Below are 17,421 nucleotides of genomic sequence, written 5' to 3'. Positions count from 1 at the left end.
ACAGAACACCAAACCTTGAGTTGTGATTACACACACATTTTTTTAGATCAAGCAGATTTAAATAGCCGTCTATTGATAACAACCATCATTATAATAACGCCTATACAAATGAAAATATTAATCCCAAAAACCATTTTGAACGCCTGTAGCTGATCTTCCTGCCCTATCTCTCCACTCACCATCCCAAGTCCAAGTGCTGAGCCAAACACCATCCCCGCATTTCGTGTTAAGGCAATTATTCCTCCAATTGAACCTACGTGTTCCTTAGGCGTCTGCTGCATAATATAGCTATTATTCGGAGAAGCAATGAGCCCCATCCCAAGTCCAATAAGACATAGAATCGCAGCGATTCCATAGACCGGGATATTCTCTAAAAATACTAGCAACAGGACGAACCCGCCTCCCATAGCACTCAGCCCCATAAGCATCAGCCGACGAGAACCATAACGATCGGACCAGTAGCCTGCAAGAGGACCTGCAAAAGCCAATGCAATGGGATAAGCCGCCATAATGTAACCGGTCGTGGAGGACGAAAACTGAACCGCTGCTCCCATCAAATAAAATGGAATAAGGACAAGCAAGGTATTAGAAAGAATAAAAGAGGCACAGCTAACGATCAAGCCACCCGCCACAGAAGGAATTCTCAGCGCCCGAAGAGGTAGAAAAGGTGTCTTTTGCCTCCGTTCCCATAATAGAAACGTGACCAACAGCAGGATAAACCCCATCAAACTCGCCATCGTCTGCGTAGACACCCACCCCCACTTGCTCCCATTTGTTATCACGAGAAGAAGCAAGGTGATCCATATCATGAACAAGCTAGCCCCCACGATGCTGACAGTTCCCGACTTACGATCTTGCACACGGCTCGGAATGTACCGGTAAGCCATAACTGTAGCCACAATCGCCACAGGAACATGGATCAAAAATAGCCACTGCCAGCTGAGCCACTCCGCAATCAACCCTCCCGCAATAGGGCCTGTCATCCCGCCCAGTGCGACAGCCGTACTCAGAATTCCGAGTGCATGTCCTCGTTTCTCTTTCGGCATATGGATGGTGATGAGCGCAATATTCGTTGCTTGGAACATCGCAGCACCTATGCCCTGCACAACTCTAAGCGTAAGCAATATTGGCAGATTAGGTGAAAAAGCGACCAAGATCGAACCAACTGTAAAAATCACATATCCGAGATTATGAATGCGGCGAAACCCATAACGATCACCCAGTTTTCCCATCACAGGGAGAAGCGCAGTAATCACTAGTAGGTACCCTGTTGTGATCCACAAACCCTTCGCAAGCTCCGTCTGAAAATGATTTATAAAAAAAGGAAGCGATAAATTCATAATTCCGGCTGTAAAATGGGAAATAAAAGCTCCCATACAAATAGCCGCCATCATACCCAATCGCCGCCTGCGGGTGCCCGCTAGCTCTGTATTTTTTGCAACAATCATACTGATCCCGTCCCCACTCATATTTGTCTAAGAATTACTAACAATTATAAGTAGATCCATTGTCAGGACCAATCCCATAAAGATGGGATATGAGATGTTAAAATAGGCTCCAGTCAGTACAGCCTTGTCTTCCCCCTCGCTTTCACAGTCATATATTATATCTGCTTCAGCTTGCCTTCTTCGCAATTCGGAAAGTAGCTATAAAGCTTAAAATTACGAAAAGAAGCTGGATCGATAAGGCCAAGAGGATTCCTGTCATTACGCCCCATCCAAAGGCTTCACTAATGGTAATTAGGGCACCCCCTAGTCCGATGCTAAGTGCAGGACTAAACGCATCAATAAATTGAATATTCGCTGAAATTGAACCTGCATCGCCATCTTCGGCATGCTGGAGCGCAATGGCTCCCGTGGTTGGATGTGCCAGCCCTATTCCTAAACCGGTAAGTATTTGTGAGAACACTGCGAGCACAATTCCATTACCTGAAATGCCTATCACGGTTATGACCAGCGCAACTCCGACTATCATAAAAGCAACGCCAATCGTCACCCGTTGTCTACGGCCCCTCCCATGGTCTTGTTCATCAAGCTTGGATTGCATCCACGCTGCTATTGACCAACTTATAGCCCCAGCAGCAACGATTAAGCCCGCAATATCTGCCGATAACCCTTTAACATTTGTTAGAGCTAGCACAACATAGCTTTCAACTGCATAGTAGCATGCAACAAACAGCCCTCTAGTAACAATGGTTGCCGGCAAACCTTTTCTAACTACTAAAGCACCCTCTGGCAGCAGTTTCCGTAAAGGCTGAATCATAATCAAGCCCCCTGCAATTGAAATTAAACTCCCTTTCCAAGAAGGTAAAAATCCTAATCCTGCTAATAGCAGCCCTGTTCCTAATGTTAATAAAATTGCGTATATTTCTTTATACATCCCTCTTTTAGTCGATGAAGCATTATTATTTTCAGCTTGTAACTTACGAAATAATGGGAGCGTTAAGCATACAGATAGAACAATGAACGGCAGAACAAGCCAGAACACAAACCTCCACGAAAGATTTTCGGCTAAAAGCCCTGCGATATAAGGACCAATTAATGCTGGAAGAATATAAGCACTAGAGAAAGCTGCAAGTATTTTTGTTCTTAGACTGTCAGGGTAACTTAAAGTAATGCTGGAGTATACACAAGTTAAAAGTGCGCCTGCTCCGAAACCTTGAAAAGCTCTTCCGCCGATCAACATGTAAATATTGAAGGAAGTTGCTGCAATGACGATACCCGCAACAAAGATTAGAATAGAAACTACAAATGATTTATATACACCATTCTTATCAATCTGCTGTCCAATGACCATTGTGCCAATGATTTGGGATAAAAGAAATGCACTAAAAATCCAACCATAATAATAGATCGCATTCAAACTTTGCGCCACCTTTGGTGCAATCGTCGTAACACCCAATCCTTCAAATGCTACTGTTGTGACTGCCAGAATAATACCGATAGTCAACGCTCTGTACTGGGCATCAAAAATCCCGATTTTATTATTGCTTGTTCTCATCTTTGTATCCTCCTTATAATTGTCGAAGCATTAGTTGCTATAGCAAGTATTAAGTAATAAAAAAACAAACGATTCAAAACAAATGGTCTTGACGATAATCGTCATAGCAACTAATTGGCGTGAAGAGCTTCTCTTTTTACAAACAAAATCTACTATAAATCCTTTACATTATTATGAATGACAGAAAGTAGCCTTCTAAAGGTTTCAACCTCTTCCTCAGTTAAACCTTCAATGGTCTTTCTATACGCTTCAAGAGAGGGAGCAAGAATCTCATCTTTTATTTCACGCCCTTTAGAGGTTAGATATACACGTAAAGATCTTCTATCCGTCTCATGGGTTACACGATGAACAAAGCCTTTCTTTTCAAGCTTGAAGAGCATACGTGCAATGTTAGTTTGATCTTTATAGAGTCTTTCAGCAATATCCTTTTGAGTAATCCCTTCACTCTCCCAAAGAATAACGAGGATCTCCCATTGGTCCACCGTAATATCAAAGGGATTTACCACTTTTTGATAATAGTTATTCAGCTTTAAATCTGCCCGGTGTACAATTACGCCTATGTATTTTTCTAATTCCAATGTTATGGCCCCCAGATAATTGACATGATTATAGTTGCTATGACGAGTATAATTGTAAAGGCTAATAAATGCAACTCTAGAATATAAGCTCCTTATTTCGCAGATTTCAGCTTCTTCTTCTCTTGAAACCAGCCCATCACTAGAAGTATTAGTGGAATGATAAACAGCATCGGAATCTGGACATAGAACCGGACGACACGTAATCCTGTATAGATAAATTCTACATAGTTTCCTGCCATCGCAATGGAACATATAAACATAACCATAGTCACGGGGATCATTAATTTGCGATAGGAGGGAATACCGAACAATGTTGCCGCACCGATTAGCGTCGCATATAAATAAATGCCGATCCGGAAAAAACCACCGACAATAGCCGTGACGAGAAACAATACATCCAATCGTTCTAGTAAAGCTCTTCCCTCAATCAACTCCGAGGTTGTCAGCAATGGGTATTGTGTTCTTGTAAATAGATCCGCACCGAGGACAGACACATTTAGCATCGTAACAAACGCGATAAAAGATCCGCTGATCAATAATCCTGTAATCACTGTTTTCTTCACTTGTTGCGGTTTATTCACATAGGGAAACAACATCAAAAACACTATAATCTCTCCAAAAGGAAATACAACGGTGCTTGGAATCGATTGCTTCAGCACGGTTAACCATCCCTCTTCGAGTACAGGTCTTAAATTTTGAAGATTTACATTCCCAGACGTAAGGATCGAGCTTAGACCGGTGACAGTAACAAGAAGTAACACAGAAAAAAAGAGCTCTGCTGTCCTCGACAACACCTCAATACCTTTTCCAATGACATACATAACCGAAAGTAGCATCAAAGCAATAATAACGAGAAAGGGAGTCTGTGTAAAAACAAAGGATACAGCCATTGAGGCGAATTCACGGACTACAAAACTCCCATTAAACAAGAAATAGACGACATATAACAAGGCGACGATACGACCCACAACGGGCCCTAATATTTTTTTCGCATATTCCGTGAGCGGAAGATCCGGATAAAATAAAGACAATCGATGATAGATTAGAAATAAACAAATTCCCCCGAGCATTCCGAGGATTGCGGTGATCCATGCATCTTGCTTGGCTTCCGCACCAAATCCGGAGATAATCGCACTCACGATTTCAAACATCAATACAAGGATAAGCAATTGACGGGGACTGATCTTTGCTTTTTCCAATGTCACTCCTTCTCTCTATGAACAATTCATTTATCAGCTATTATCGATACTTTCCATTATGGTTCTATTACGCAACCCAGTATTACGCAAATAAGCCTCCACTTTCACTTTTACTTCAATGGTGGGAAAGGTCACATCGTTCCAATCCCGCTTTAACGTTCTCCATTGCTTAGGGTGATCACGATGCACCACTTCTCCAAATCCAAAAATGTCCGACTTTTGCTGTTGCATTAATTTAATCGTGGCTACCGCTTCATCATGAACGGCTTGCATGTACAGGCGCTCAATTTGCAAGAACAATTTCGGGTTAGTTACATCAATTGGGACATCAACCTCACCAATATTTGCATCCGCGCCAATCTTCACCTCAATAATTGGTTTACCGGATTTATCAAAGCTTGAATGAAATGATGATTTGGTTCGTATATTCTCGATCCCGATTGTATGTGGCTGACCATTCCAATCCATGGTTAACAATGTCGAATTAACTCTGCCTAACACCCATAAGAATCCACGGCTTTCATTTCCGTCTAACCACCTCATTAATTTTCCATCTTTAAAAGTAGCAATCCCATTAGCCATTAATTTGTCTTCTTTATTTGTAGAATCGAGTTGAATGCCAGTAATCGTAGGTTCTTTACCAGATGAGACGATGGCTTGAATGACTTGGTATATTTTCTCATCAATATTTTCACCAAAGGCTTTCTCGGTTTCAGCTACCATTTTCTTAATTTTAATGGCAGGTGAATTATCGAGACTCGTTCGTTGTTTAATGATTTCTTCTCCCGTCGTTCCCCTCGCGATAACCATTGTAGCGGAAGGACGAAACTCACTATCCCGCTCAATGCCGTCAAAAAGCTTCTTTATCCCTTGTGTTGTAGCTAAATCTTCACCTACCAAGAGAACTATCGCATGACCATAATGCAATTGCCTAGAAAGTTTTTGTGAGAGAACGCGAGTGGCATCAAATACATTATTTCCTTCTGCTGAATATGTGGTTGGAGGTAAAGGCATTGGGCTACCTCCTCCTTGTGTACTTGAGACATTTACAGGATTCACGATCTGAACCGTAACCCTAATGTTCTTTTTTTCTCCTTTATCAATCGCCATCGCAACCACAAAACCGATATCCGTTAACTCTCGACTATCCCAGCAACCCGTAAGGAGAGCAATCATAACCATCGACAAACAAAACCGTGCCATTCTACGTCCCATCTTGATCACCCACTTGCTCTGTTGTAGGCTTCTTCATCAATTTTGGAATCAAATGTCTCATCCAAATCGGTAAAGGTGCATGAATCTGACTATTCTTTACATGCATCATTGGACTATAAGGAGCCATGTAAGGTACACCAAATGAACGTAAACTACACATATGTGCAATGATCATAATCAAGGTAAGAATCATTCCAAAGAAACCGAACGTTGCTGCACTGATCATGAGGAGAAAACGTAACAATCTCGCGGATACAGCAATTGAGAAAACAGGCGTCGCTAGACTAGAGATAGCTGTAAGTGAAACAACAATAACCATTGCCGTTGACACTAAACCTGCTTGTACAGCTGCCTGCCCAATGACAAGTGCTCCAACGATGGATACTGCTGATCCAATTGCTTTTGGCATACGAACACCCGCTTCACGCAGAATTTCAAAAATAACCTCCATTAATAGCGCCTCAACAAACGCGGTAAATGGCGTTGCTTCTAGCTGTGAAACAAGCGAAATCACTAACTGCGTTGGTATCATTTCTTGATGAAAGGTTGTTGCTGCAATATAGAAAGAAGGTCCAATCATCGAAATGATGAACATTACGATTCGTAACAGCCGCAATGCAACACTGATATCATACCGATGATAAGAATCCTCTGTAATTTGAAAGAATTGATTAAAAACGGCTGGGATGATTAGCATAAAGGGCGTTCCATCCACCATAATTGCAATTTTTCCTTCTAAAAGATTAGCAGCGACGGTATCTGGGCGTTCTGTAGGTAGGACCGTTGGAAACGGAGTAAAACTCTGATCTTCTATCATTTTCTCAATATATCCTGATTCCAGAATGCTATCCAATTTGATCTTGCGGAGACGTCGCTTCGCCTCTTCAACAATGCTATCATCCGCGATCCCATTTATGTACATGATCCCTATCCTGGTATGTGTAACTTGACCTAATGTCATCGATTCCAGCCATAAATTAGGATTTCTTATGCGACGCCGAACCATCGAAATATTTGTCGTTAGGCTTTCAACAAACCCTTCACGAGATCCTCGAATAGAAGTATCCGTACCGGGCTCATCTATAGCGCGGACTTCACCGCCCGATGTAGCAATCGCTAGGGCTTCATTCGATCCATCAATTAATAAAATGGTCTGCCCCCACAACAGAGCATCATAGAGTTCATCCCATTGAACAAGTGTCTTCAGACCACCGATTGGAACAATTTTATCTGTGATTACTTGAACCAGATCATTTAATGTCCTTTGTTCATTACTCAGCATGACGTTCAGCAAGACTTCCATGACAAATTGATTAATGGTTGTATTGTTAACAATGCCATCCACATAAATAATTGCGGCTTGAAGCTCCTCCTCCGAGCCCCCAATCGTAAATTCTCGAATAATTATATCTCCACTATTCCCTGTCTTTTGGCGAATCTGCTCTAAATTGACTCTTAATTCTGTTGAATCAATCGGAATTGAAGGGACGGTCCATTGTGGATTGCTTCCAGCACTTTTGCTACTTGCATTGCCATCCTCTGCCATGCCCCTTCACCTTTCTCTCCATTATTTGCTGCTCTTTGCGTGATTATTCTACCCATTAACAGCAAATATTATTGGAAGATTAACAATGAAAGCAGGGAAGTGGTATGAAAATATTCGTCGTAACTATACTCTTATTAATCTTAGTACTAGCACTGACCTTTCTGCTTGACTTCATTTCACTCTTTAGCATACAAGAAACATTTCGTAATCTAATGGCTTCTTTTCGCGTCATGAGTACCTCAGAACTCATTATCTTTAATTTCTTGATTGTAGGCACAATAACTTATTTAATGTGGCCACTGGTACAAAAATGGCTGCCACAGCAATCTCCATCATCGCAAGATCAACCATCCGAGCATGTCGACAAAACCCAGACGAAATAGTGATCATTAACATCGATTTCGATCTTCCAGCCATCTGTGAAATTAACTACCCTCCTTTATAAAAATAAACCCCATGTCTGATGACATGGGGTTTAAAAATTAGCTTTTAACATGTGACGTTTAGATTGCTGATCACACTAACCAATAAATTCTTGAACCCACTCGCTATTGTAGTAACCTATTCCAATTTCAGTAAAGGAACTATTCAGGATGTTGGCACGGTGACCAGGGCTATTCATCCATTGATTCATTACTTCTTCCGGGCTCGACTGGCCTTTGGCGATATTTTCACCTGCTGTATTATAGGAGATCCCAAATGCCTTCATCATGTCGAACGGAGATCCGTAGGTTGGTGACTGATGGTCAAAATAATTGTTGTCGGACATATCCTGCGCTTTAGCCAAAGCCATTTTCGACAGCTCACTATTCAAACTAAGGGGTTTCAAGCCTGCGTTTGTTCTTTCTTTGTTTACCAGTTCCAACACTTTCTGCACAGATGCCGATGCATTGTTGGATGTTTGCGGATTAGCAGAATATTGTGGATTGGCCGATTGTTGCGGATTAGCAGAATACTGTGGCTTAGCGGAAGTTTGCGGATAAGTAGTTTGATCCCCTGTTGTACCACCTGTAGGTGGAGTAGTGCGGATAAACCCATCCAGCCATTTCGTTACATCGCCGGGTACTTGTTTAGTCTTAATCGTTGATTTCCCAGCATTCTCTGTGGAAATAGAAGACGCTTGAGTTAAGGTTGTTGTTGTAGCTGTTTTGCCAGCATGATGTCCAACCTTCGTTTGTTGAGTAGTCATTTGGTTGTTGGCAGATTGATTACCCGAACAAGCTGTAACGAGTAATAGCGCTACTATTACGATAAATGGTTTAATAACGACCCCTCCTGATTTGGCAAAGTAGTGACTTAATCGAATAAAGTTTTTGTAAAGCACGATTGAATTATTCATCTCTAATTCAAAAAAATTAAAAGCAAAAAAATCCACCAGCAACATTTGTTGCTGTGGACTTTTTGTAAGCTTATTATGTATCGAGATCCGTATTCTTGCTCACATAGAGCTCACTAGGCTGAACTTGATAACGACCGGTTTGCAGCAGCTCTGGTAAACGCCCCATCCGTTCCGCTAAACAAGAAAGACTTTGCTCATGAAAATTAGAAAGCCCCGTATGAATCCGATCTTGAAAATGTTTAAGCCACCTTGATTCCAAGTGATCAGGACCGAAATAAACCCCAAGCAGAGAGCCAGCCGTTGCTCCGAAGCTATCCGTATCGTTTCCTTGCATCACCTGCTTGCATATTCCATCACCAACATTGTCTGCAAATCGCAGGGTATTAATTAAGGTTCCTATTTCCTGATAAACATCACAGTGACAATAATTCGCATACTTATGGTTAATGCTCTGATACGCTTCCAGCCAGTCATCTGCATTCGCTACCATCTCAAGGCAATCTTTAGTAATCTCGTAGAATCGGCTTCTTTTAGGGACGAATTGCAGAGCCGTATTGATTATTTCAATGGGATCGCGCTGCACGTGAGCAACAGCAATCGCAGCAGCAATGAACATCGTGGAGTAAATGCCGGTCCGGCGATGAGTAAAACTTGCATCCCGCCAAGCTAGCTCAGCAGCCAGAGCAGGTTGACCAGGACAGGCATATCCGTAAGCATCTGCACGAATCGCCGCACCGCATAGTTCCGTACCCTGCACCATAAAATCAGGCCAAGCCTCTATTTCAGAATGATTGAATAGTTCCTTATCATGTTCCAAATAGCTAATGCCTGATCGCATCAAAATAGCTCTTTCCGGACCCCAAGTTGTACTTAGCGGAAGATGATTTAACCATAAATCTCTTAAATTTCTTTTCGTAAAACCATCACCGAATTGTTCTAGTACCATCATTCCCATTAATGTGTAATTGATATCATCATCAGGTGCTACATAACGAATTCGCCCTCGTGTCGTCTCAAACCAAGACCAATGACGACGATCCAGCGCATGGAGAATTTCTTCAGAAATGTAATCATTCAGTGGCCATTCCCCTACAGAAGTTAACGCTTGACGTAATTCCGACAAGCTGGGATTTACCTCTATCGGTTTGCCCAGCATAGAGCCACAGACTGAAGCAAGGAAACCTGCTTCTACACGCTTGGAGCTATCCTTCAGATTCAAAATCCCGACCTGACCTAGAGGTCGAGCCGGATCACATTCCCGCCATATCTCATCTAAATCGTTTGGCTCATAGTATGGCCAGTTGTCCCTCATTGGAATGACAGCCAAGCTATGGGCGAATTCTAGATAGGCATCATAGCTTGCAGGGAGCTTTTCCAACTTAGCTAAATAACCGGAGGTTTGATGCCCCTGCTCGAATTTATTACGCAGAACTCCCTCTAATTGAAGTTTAAGAAATGTGAGTGATGGTAGCATATTGCATCTCCTTTGTCCTCGTATCTATCCACAATACATCAATATCATAAGCTTTAGAAGTAAAAAATAACTAGACAAAAAAGTATTGGTCGAATATTGATTTTCCCTTAAAAATCCTTCATCCTAACACAATCGAAACCGCACAATACAACAACAATAATCCCATCAGAATATTAAATTGACTTCTATATATAGATATCATTTTTTTGAAAAGAGAACCACACAAACACCAACAAAAAGTGCCCATATAACCGATGAAAGCAAGAATTAAAGAATAACTCAATAATCTAAAAGAGGAAGAAGGATAGGTAAGGATAAATGTTGATGTAACTGTGATCCCATATAATATCCCTTTTGGATTGATAAATTGTAAGAGCATTCCCGCAACAAAGCTATTGTGTTTATCTCCAGCTGCATCACTTTCTGCTTGTTTACTTGTAATCATTTTAACTGCTAAATACAGCATGTAGACTCCGCCTATTACAGCCATAATAGATTTAATTTGTGGAAGAAGATTATTCAAAAGTAGATTAAAGTAGGAGCATAACAATATGATTATAAAAAATCCTGTACCCACTCCTAAACAAAATGTCATTGTTTTTTTCAGCCCAACTTGGTTTGCAAAAGTCATTGCCATAATGTTATTGGGTCCCGGAGTAAAACTTGCAACAAATGCATATAAAAACAAAGAAACAAACACTAAATTATATCTCCCCTTCCAACTTGTATGCTATAATGTATCCATCAGACGTTATAACGTACATTCGTGCGTTTTATTGTATATCACGATCGTTATAAAGTAAATGGAGACAGGAGTAATTACAGTGGAAGAAATAAATCTAATTATTGCGGAAAATATAAAAAAGATAAGAAAAAGTAAAGAGTTAAGCCTGGAAAAGGTTGCGGAATTAACAGGCGTCAGCAAAACAATGATTGGTCAAATCGAAAGAGGCGAATCGGCACCAACCATTACAACCCTTTGGAAAATCGCCAATGGCTTAAAAATTTCATTTTCTGCGCTGATAGATTACCCAAAGCCTGACACAAGAGTAATCTTAAGAAGTGACATTCAGCCACTGCTTGAAGATAACGGAAAATATCGAGTGTATCTATCTTTTCCATTTGAAGAAAGTAAACGGTTTGAAGGTTATACCGTGGAGATAGACAAAGGTGGATACCTTGATGCCAATTCTCATATGGAAGGTACTGAAGAATTAATCACCGTGTTTGACGGAGAATTGTCTTTCCGTGTCAATAACAATGAATACCTCTTGAAATCAGGTGATTCTATCTCATTCCTCGCAGACAAACCCCATGTATATCATAATCCAGGACAAACAATAACTCGGTTAAGCATGATTTTGTACTACCCCTCTTAGCAAAAAAATCCCAAGGCACTTGTGCCTTGGGATTACGTTTTCTATGATAGGGTTGCTATATGAGCCAATATCCTTTTACAAAAAACAAGCCATCCTTTAGAAGAACTAAAGGATGGCTTGTTCGTAATGCTTAGAGCGCCGCAATCCGCTGTTGGATGCGTGGAAATAAGGCGAAGGCATTCTCGTAAAATACTTTTTCGTGGTGCTGCTCAGGGACAAGTCGGCGGACAAATTCCGCATACAGGTCAATAGGAGCGAGTGGCCAATCCGTGCCGAACAACATTTTCTCATAGTGGTCGGAATACACCAGGGCCCGGCGAAAATGATCCATGAACAGAGGTTCATTCATGAACCGTTCAAAATGAGGCCGATCACCGACCACAAGACCGGACAAATCGGCATAGACGTTTGGATTTTTGGCCACCACTTCGGCGGCATCCATCACCCACGGATCGCCAAGATGGCAGATCATAAAATTCACATCACGTCGTTGGAATGCTAATTCGTCCACGGTAAGAGGATGTGCATACTTAAGCAATCCATTCATCGAGTACGTATCACCGGTATGAATGACGACAGGCGTGCCGTACTTGGCTGCCAACTCATAGATCGGTGAATAGATTTTGTCATAAACGTAATGATGATAGTACCCGGCGTAGAGCTTAATACCAGCCACCTCGGGCGCTTGCAGCCGTGCCTCAATTCGGTCGAGCTCCTCCTGAGCATCCTTGCCTCCGAGCATATTCGGATTGATCCCCACGCATTCCATTAAGAAAGGCGGCACAGTGTCTTCCAAGTCAAGGCCCATCGGATTAGGGGAAGTAGAGTCAGGGAAAGCTCCCTTCGTCTGCTCCGATACCCCCATTCCAATGCCCAGAATTACGTCGTTCTTATCAAACTCCGCTTTGAGCCCGGCAGCAGTGTAATCGACTTTGGAGAGATCCAGTGCTGTTTGATGAAAGCTGTCGATGTCCGACAGATGAATGTGAATATCAATGATCGGCATTTAAGATCTCCTTTTTGTCAGTAGGTCTAGCAAAGGTCAGCTTCAAAAGACTGCGGACATCCTCTGAATTCAGAGCGAGTTCTCCCATGATCAGGAAGGAAGGCTGTGTCCACACGGTTTCTCCATTTAAAAGCGGAAGATGATGATGCACGCCGTGATTAAATACCTTATTGTTCACATACGCCGAGGCACTCTGATTCGGATGACTGCTCACCATATGCAGCATATCCTTACGCGAAGATGCACCAATTCGCAATAGTCCCTTGGCCTCAAGATAAGTTTCAACCGTTCCTAATAAGAACTTGCCCTCCTTGGAGAATTCCATCCATCCTTCGGCATAGACTGGCGAAGGTTTGATATAATTCTCCTCCGACAACGAATAATTCGGCAGGGTCATTCCACTGTCATTGGTCACCGAATGCAACACACAGAGCACAGGGACGCCGGGGAGCATAAGGTAATGCTGATTAACAACAATCCCTCGGTTCTTTTCCTGCTTCTCGATCGAAGTAGTGATACGTAATCCTTTCCATACATTGCCCTGAACATCCATTTGCTCGGTCCAAGCTGCGCTTCTTGGCTCCTCCAAACGACTAAATCCACCTATGCCTGAAATACCTACACCGAGTCCACCATGCCAAGGATTCCACCAGGAACGTGGTGCTGCTTCCGGGTAGGAGCTATCCAGCCATTCTTCTCCATGGTGCTTCAGGGAATGCACAACACTGCCGAAATCAGGAGCAGCTGCAATAGAAAGAACTCCGTTGCTCACAGTGTAAATAGGATCCGCTGGTCCCTCTTCTGTGCCACAGACAACAGCTGCTGTTTCCGTTTGAGGGAACCAGAGGCCGGTTCGCTCTTGAATACGATCCTCTCCACGATAGACGACTCGTACCTTCTGTCCTGATTGGCTGTGTTCTGAAGAAGATTCCGCTTCCTCAGGTGAGAGCTCAAAGCCCGCGGAGTGCAGATTCTGCTCTCTTTGCAGCTCCATCTCAGCGACTTTCTGCTCCTCTCCTCTATCCGTTAGTACATACAGCTCGAGGCTTCCATTAAGCGGAGTCATCTTTCGTTCGATTAACTCCGCATGAAGCGCCCCCGCCGCAAACGGATTTCCACCGCCGAGCGTTAATTCAAGATGATCATCCAACACAGGTGTGATCGGATCCAGCTGCTTCCGGGCAAAGGTGCGGAAATCCGACCACTTCAGGAAGGTGTTTAAAGCGAACACCAGCGTCTTTGTTCGTACGACATCTCCAGCAGCGATTTGACCAAGATTATGTTCCAGTCCAAGTGGATACTCCGGACGAAGCAGCTTCAGCGAAGGGTCCCAGCAAACGCCGCATGTGACATTTTCTTCCTTGCTAAACAACCAATTTTCCGTAATTTGAGCGCTGTCCCAATAACTCGGATCACCCGAATAAGCATCGCCCATATCTACGTAATGACCCTGATAAGGCAGGATGAGCCGTTTGCCAAAAAATCCGAAATTCGTTAGCAAATACATATCCTCTTCCAACGTTTGGTTACTAGTATTGCGTACCTCGCTATAAAACTCAGCGATTCCGTTTGCAAAGAGCTTAGCCACTCTTTTTATCTCCAGACCCGGGAATTCATCCGATTCATACAGAGTCTCTAGAATTTGGCCCTCTCCTTCGGAATAGATCTTTACTTCTTTAGCCTGTTTCTTCGAGAATTCTTCGGCGAATGGTTTACCTAACTTCGGATGGGTCAACCAGAAATTATGGCTCGAGCCGGGATATTCAATCCACATCCCATTGTCGTTATTATTAAGATGTACGGAGTAGGCGCCGTTTACAGCCACCCACTGATCCCCGTTTTCCCCACCAAAGCGGCCATGTGTTCCTTTCATTAGCACAGATAATTTGCTGATGAAGGACACTGCCTTCTCTCCAACCGGAACGGCCGTCACCTCAATATCCCGTGAATAAAGGCCATATGAATTTAGGGTAAAGGGTACTCGGATGGAAGCCTTACTTTTAGCTGGAACCGAGAAGCTTACTGTCCGATCCGCCCACGTCAAAAATTCTTCCTCTGGCAAATCAAAAGAAAATTCCGCTTCCGCTGCAAAATTATTCTCAACATTCAAATATAGCTCAGCGGGAAGACCCGGATACAGCTCACGTGTTGGCAACTCCATCATCATTTTGAGCGGGAATTTAGGAGCAACACCTATGCGGAACTCAGCGCGCTTGCCACCGATGATCCATTTGCTCATAACCACGGGGTGAGTCTTCTTGTCGTTTTGCTCTTCACGAATCGGATCAAACTCGAACTCACCTTCTACGATAACTGTTTCTCCTGGCGCGAGTGTTGGTGCAGCAGACAAGGCAAAACGAATATTTTTGTCATTTTGGCCTTTGATCTCAAAAGCCAGATCAGACGCCGAACGATTCTTGATATGATAGCGAATCTTGTAGGTGGAACCGAATACAAGATCGTGATCGTCAATCTCCGTGGAGATTTCATAGTCAGGTGTATCAAGAGCTGTCAGGCCGCGACCGGTCTTCTCGAATTCTGCACGTAAGGAGAGTTCTCCCTTTTGCCAAGTGTAATCGAAGAAATCAAAACCACGCTCCCGGCGACCATCCGGCTGAATGGGCAGTTCACGGGTACTATCTGCATACCAATCCAGCTGTTCAAAATAAGGAGCGAGTGCTTCCGTTTGCAGAACCGTCGGAATAAAGTTCATCAGATGAACGTAATCCTCATTTTTTTCCCAAAAGAATCCACATTTCTTATACATCGGTACGGCCTTCGTATTGCCTGCCCAAGTAAACAGATCAAGACGTGGCCAGCCCGCTTCAATTGTTGTGCGAACAGCGTTCAAAATCAGATTACGACCTACCTTGTATCCGTGATAATCAGGTCGTACATTCAACAGTGGGACATACAAAGCTCCTTCGTCTTGACGGTAATGAGCAAAACTGCAGAAGCCGACCACTTCCTCACCATCAACGGCGAGAAACACATTCAGATTGGACGAGATTTCCATCTCGCGGCGCACTGTATCCTCTGTTCTCTGATTGGTGCCTCCACCCCAGCTTTCGTTGCTACGGTTCCACATTTCTGCTACCGCCTTAGCGTAAGAAGGATCATATTCTATAATGCGGATTTGTTCCGCTGTAGTCTTAACAGTCATGCTCTCAGCTCCTTTTTCCTCAAATAGAGTATGTATACAACTTTATTCAAATAACTCCTACGAGTTCTTATTATACTATTAATTGGAAGGCTGTTACGAGGTAAAAAACTCTTTCTCCTTATTTTCTACATAAAGCCACTGCCAGCAGAAAGCTGCAGAATAAAAAAGCTGTCGAGACTCCCTCGACAGCTTCGAATCTACTCTATGAGCATTTCTATTTAACAACTCTCCACACGATCCGCTGATCTTTTTTTCAAATTCGCGATACCTACAATACCAATCAACAGCACGCAGAAAGAATAAGGAAGCGCCATATTAGCGGTGTATAAAGCTGTGCCTATAACTGGACCTATGAATGATCCTCCACCTTGAAGGGCCGCAATAAAGGAAGCAACGCTTCTTTGCTCATGGTCTTGAACCGCCATTGAAGCACCCGCACTGTAGCCAAGCAATGTAAAGCCGATGCCAATTCCCAAGAATGTAAAGTCCACATAAGCCAATCTGATAAACAATAATAAGCCTAGCAGACCCAAAGCCACAAATAATAGCCCTACGAGCAGCACTTTTTTAGGATGCCATTTGAGATATTTACTGATCACAATTTGCGAGAGCACCACCATTATTCCCGAGATAGCCAGACCCGTTCCAATTAACTGAGTGGCTTGCTGAGTACTGTATCCAAGGCTGTCTTGCACAAAAAATCCGATAGTAACCTGCACGATATTCAGAGCAAACGATAGTAATAGTCCAATCCATAAATAGAGGCGTATCCGTTTGTCATTGGGTGAAAGTGAAATCGCCTTCCGTTCGATCTCGATATTCCTTTCTTTAGGAATAAACACTAGAAATAAAATAGCCAAGGTGAATAATAATATCGCTGCGGCGTACATTGGTGAGGTGAGTCCCAGCGAAGCCATTCCTCCGCTCATTGCAGGTCCTACTACGAAGCCAAGTCCATTGGCTGCACCGAATAATGCCATTCCCTGAGTTCGGGTCTCTTTTGTACTCCAGCCCATAACATAAGCTTGTGCTAATGCCGGAATACCTCCAAAGAAAAAACCGGCGATTGCGCGAAGTATAAAGAAACTCCAAAATAGGCTTGTTTTACTCTCAGCATGTACTGCATAATCAGCCAGCAGTGCAAAAATGACTAGTGTTGCCATGTAGACGAACATAATCGAAGCGAGCAGCCATTTTCGGCTCATGAATGTTTGTTTTTCCCAGAAATATCCTCCGAGCAGCCAGCAAAGTCCCGCTACCGATACCAAACATCCTGATTGAAAATCACTAAGTCCCAAATTTCGAGCAAGCGGGCCAATAATCGGATTAAATGCGGCTATCGATATCATCCCTGTAAGTACGATTAGAAACATAATACCCAGTCTGTATTTCATGAAATCCCCTTCTCCTCTCAAGTAAACCTAAACAATATACGATTCATAATCGCTGTGTTCATGGTACTATGCCTGGAAGTCAGGCCTCTACCCGTTGGCGGATTACTTTACAGGTTATCGGGATTATT

Annotated in this window: 14 protein-coding genes; 2 read left to right on the top strand and 12 right to left on the bottom strand. The window is 43.0% G+C overall.

Features of this window, described 5'->3' with window-relative positions; all coding sequences use genetic code 11:
* Nucleotides 1-47: 47 nt before the first annotated feature.
* The 6 genes from MKY52_RS19960 to MKY52_RS19935 all read right to left on the bottom strand — a co-directional run bounded on the left by MKY52_RS19960 (nucleotide 48) and on the right by MKY52_RS19935 (nucleotide 7,538).
* Complete coding sequence (locus MKY52_RS19960; RefSeq protein WP_341053000.1) at nucleotides 48-1,448, bottom strand: MFS transporter; 1,401 nt, start codon at nucleotides 1,446-1,448, stop codon at nucleotides 48-50.
* Between the two features lie 166 nt (nucleotides 1,449-1,614).
* Entirely contained in the window at nucleotides 1,615-3,000 is a 1,386-nt protein-coding gene (locus MKY52_RS19955; protein WP_341052998.1) for an MFS transporter, read from the bottom strand.
* A 152-nt stretch (nucleotides 3,001-3,152) separates the two neighbouring features.
* Nucleotides 3,153-3,578, bottom strand: a complete 426-nt coding sequence (locus tag MKY52_RS19950; protein WP_042189684.1) for a MarR family winged helix-turn-helix transcriptional regulator — start codon at nucleotides 3,576-3,578, stop codon at nucleotides 3,153-3,155.
* A gap of 92 nt (nucleotides 3,579-3,670) precedes the next feature.
* On the bottom strand, nucleotides 3,671-4,777 hold the full coding sequence (locus MKY52_RS19945; RefSeq protein WP_339242306.1) for a GerAB/ArcD/ProY family transporter: 1,107 nt from the start codon (nucleotides 4,775-4,777) through the stop codon (nucleotides 3,671-3,673).
* A gap of 33 nt (nucleotides 4,778-4,810) precedes the next feature.
* On the bottom strand, nucleotides 4,811-5,992 hold the full coding sequence (locus tag MKY52_RS19940) for a Ger(x)C family spore germination protein (RefSeq protein WP_339797060.1): 1,182 nt from the start codon (nucleotides 5,990-5,992) through the stop codon (nucleotides 4,811-4,813).
* Nucleotides 5,982-7,538 carry a spore germination protein gene (locus MKY52_RS19935; protein ID WP_081382849.1) on the bottom strand — a complete coding sequence of 519 codons (1,557 nt, stop codon included), beginning with the start codon at nucleotides 7,536-7,538 and terminating at the stop codon, nucleotides 5,982-5,984. The genes MKY52_RS19940 and MKY52_RS19935 overlap by 11 nt, the downstream gene beginning before the upstream one ends.
* Nucleotides 7,539-7,642: 104 nt before the next feature.
* On the opposite strand from MKY52_RS19935, the gene MKY52_RS19930 reads away from it, so the two are divergent.
* Nucleotides 7,643-7,921: a hypothetical protein gene (locus tag MKY52_RS19930; protein WP_341052992.1), complete on the top strand. Its 279-nt coding sequence runs from the start codon at nucleotides 7,643-7,645 to the stop codon at nucleotides 7,919-7,921.
* Nucleotides 7,922-8,058: 137 nt separating this feature from the next.
* Here MKY52_RS19930 and MKY52_RS19925 read toward each other — a convergent pair whose 3' ends face one another.
* From MKY52_RS19925 to MKY52_RS19915, 3 genes are all read right to left on the bottom strand, one after another.
* Nucleotides 8,059-8,862 (bottom strand): CAP domain-containing protein, encoded by an 804-nt coding sequence (locus MKY52_RS19925; RefSeq protein ID WP_341052990.1) that lies wholly within the window; start codon nucleotides 8,860-8,862, stop codon nucleotides 8,059-8,061.
* Nucleotides 8,863-8,950: 88 nt separating this feature from the next.
* The gene (locus tag MKY52_RS19920; RefSeq protein WP_341052988.1) at nucleotides 8,951-10,351 is read right to left on the bottom strand and encodes an ADP-ribosylglycohydrolase family protein; all 1,401 of its coding nucleotides are present in this window, start codon (nucleotides 10,349-10,351) and stop codon (nucleotides 8,951-8,953) included.
* A 118-nt stretch (nucleotides 10,352-10,469) separates the two neighbouring features.
* Nucleotides 10,470-11,051 carry a LysE family transporter gene (locus MKY52_RS19915; protein WP_341052985.1) on the bottom strand — a complete coding sequence of 194 codons (582 nt, stop codon included), beginning with the start codon at nucleotides 11,049-11,051 and terminating at the stop codon, nucleotides 10,470-10,472.
* Nucleotides 11,052-11,175: 124 nt separating this feature from the next.
* On the opposite strand from MKY52_RS19915, the gene MKY52_RS19910 reads away from it, so the two are divergent.
* Nucleotides 11,176-11,730, top strand: a complete 555-nt coding sequence (locus MKY52_RS19910) for a helix-turn-helix domain-containing protein (protein ID WP_341052983.1) — start codon at nucleotides 11,176-11,178, stop codon at nucleotides 11,728-11,730.
* 130 nt (nucleotides 11,731-11,860) lie between these two features.
* On the opposite strand, the gene MKY52_RS19905 is transcribed toward MKY52_RS19910, so the two are convergent.
* The 3 genes from MKY52_RS19905 to MKY52_RS19895 form a co-directional block, all read right to left on the bottom strand.
* On the bottom strand, nucleotides 11,861-12,736 hold the full coding sequence (locus tag MKY52_RS19905) for an amidohydrolase family protein (RefSeq protein WP_042189698.1): 876 nt from the start codon (nucleotides 12,734-12,736) through the stop codon (nucleotides 11,861-11,863).
* Nucleotides 12,723-15,899 carry a GNAT family N-acetyltransferase gene (locus MKY52_RS19900; RefSeq protein WP_341052981.1) on the bottom strand — a complete coding sequence of 1,059 codons (3,177 nt, stop codon included), beginning with the start codon at nucleotides 15,897-15,899 and terminating at the stop codon, nucleotides 12,723-12,725. Before MKY52_RS19900 ends, MKY52_RS19905 begins: the two co-directional genes overlap by 14 nt.
* A gap of 218 nt (nucleotides 15,900-16,117) precedes the next feature.
* Nucleotides 16,118-17,293: an MFS transporter gene (locus tag MKY52_RS19895; protein ID WP_341052979.1), complete on the bottom strand. Its 1,176-nt coding sequence runs from the start codon at nucleotides 17,291-17,293 to the stop codon at nucleotides 16,118-16,120.
* Between the last annotated feature and the right edge of the window lie 128 nt (nucleotides 17,294-17,421).

The sequence above is a fragment of the Paenibacillus sp. FSL P4-0184 genome, from assembly GCF_038004625.1.
Lineage (GTDB): Bacteria > Bacillota > Bacilli > Paenibacillales > Paenibacillaceae > Paenibacillus_AQ.
This window is presented reverse-complemented; position numbering and strand designations above follow the sequence as displayed.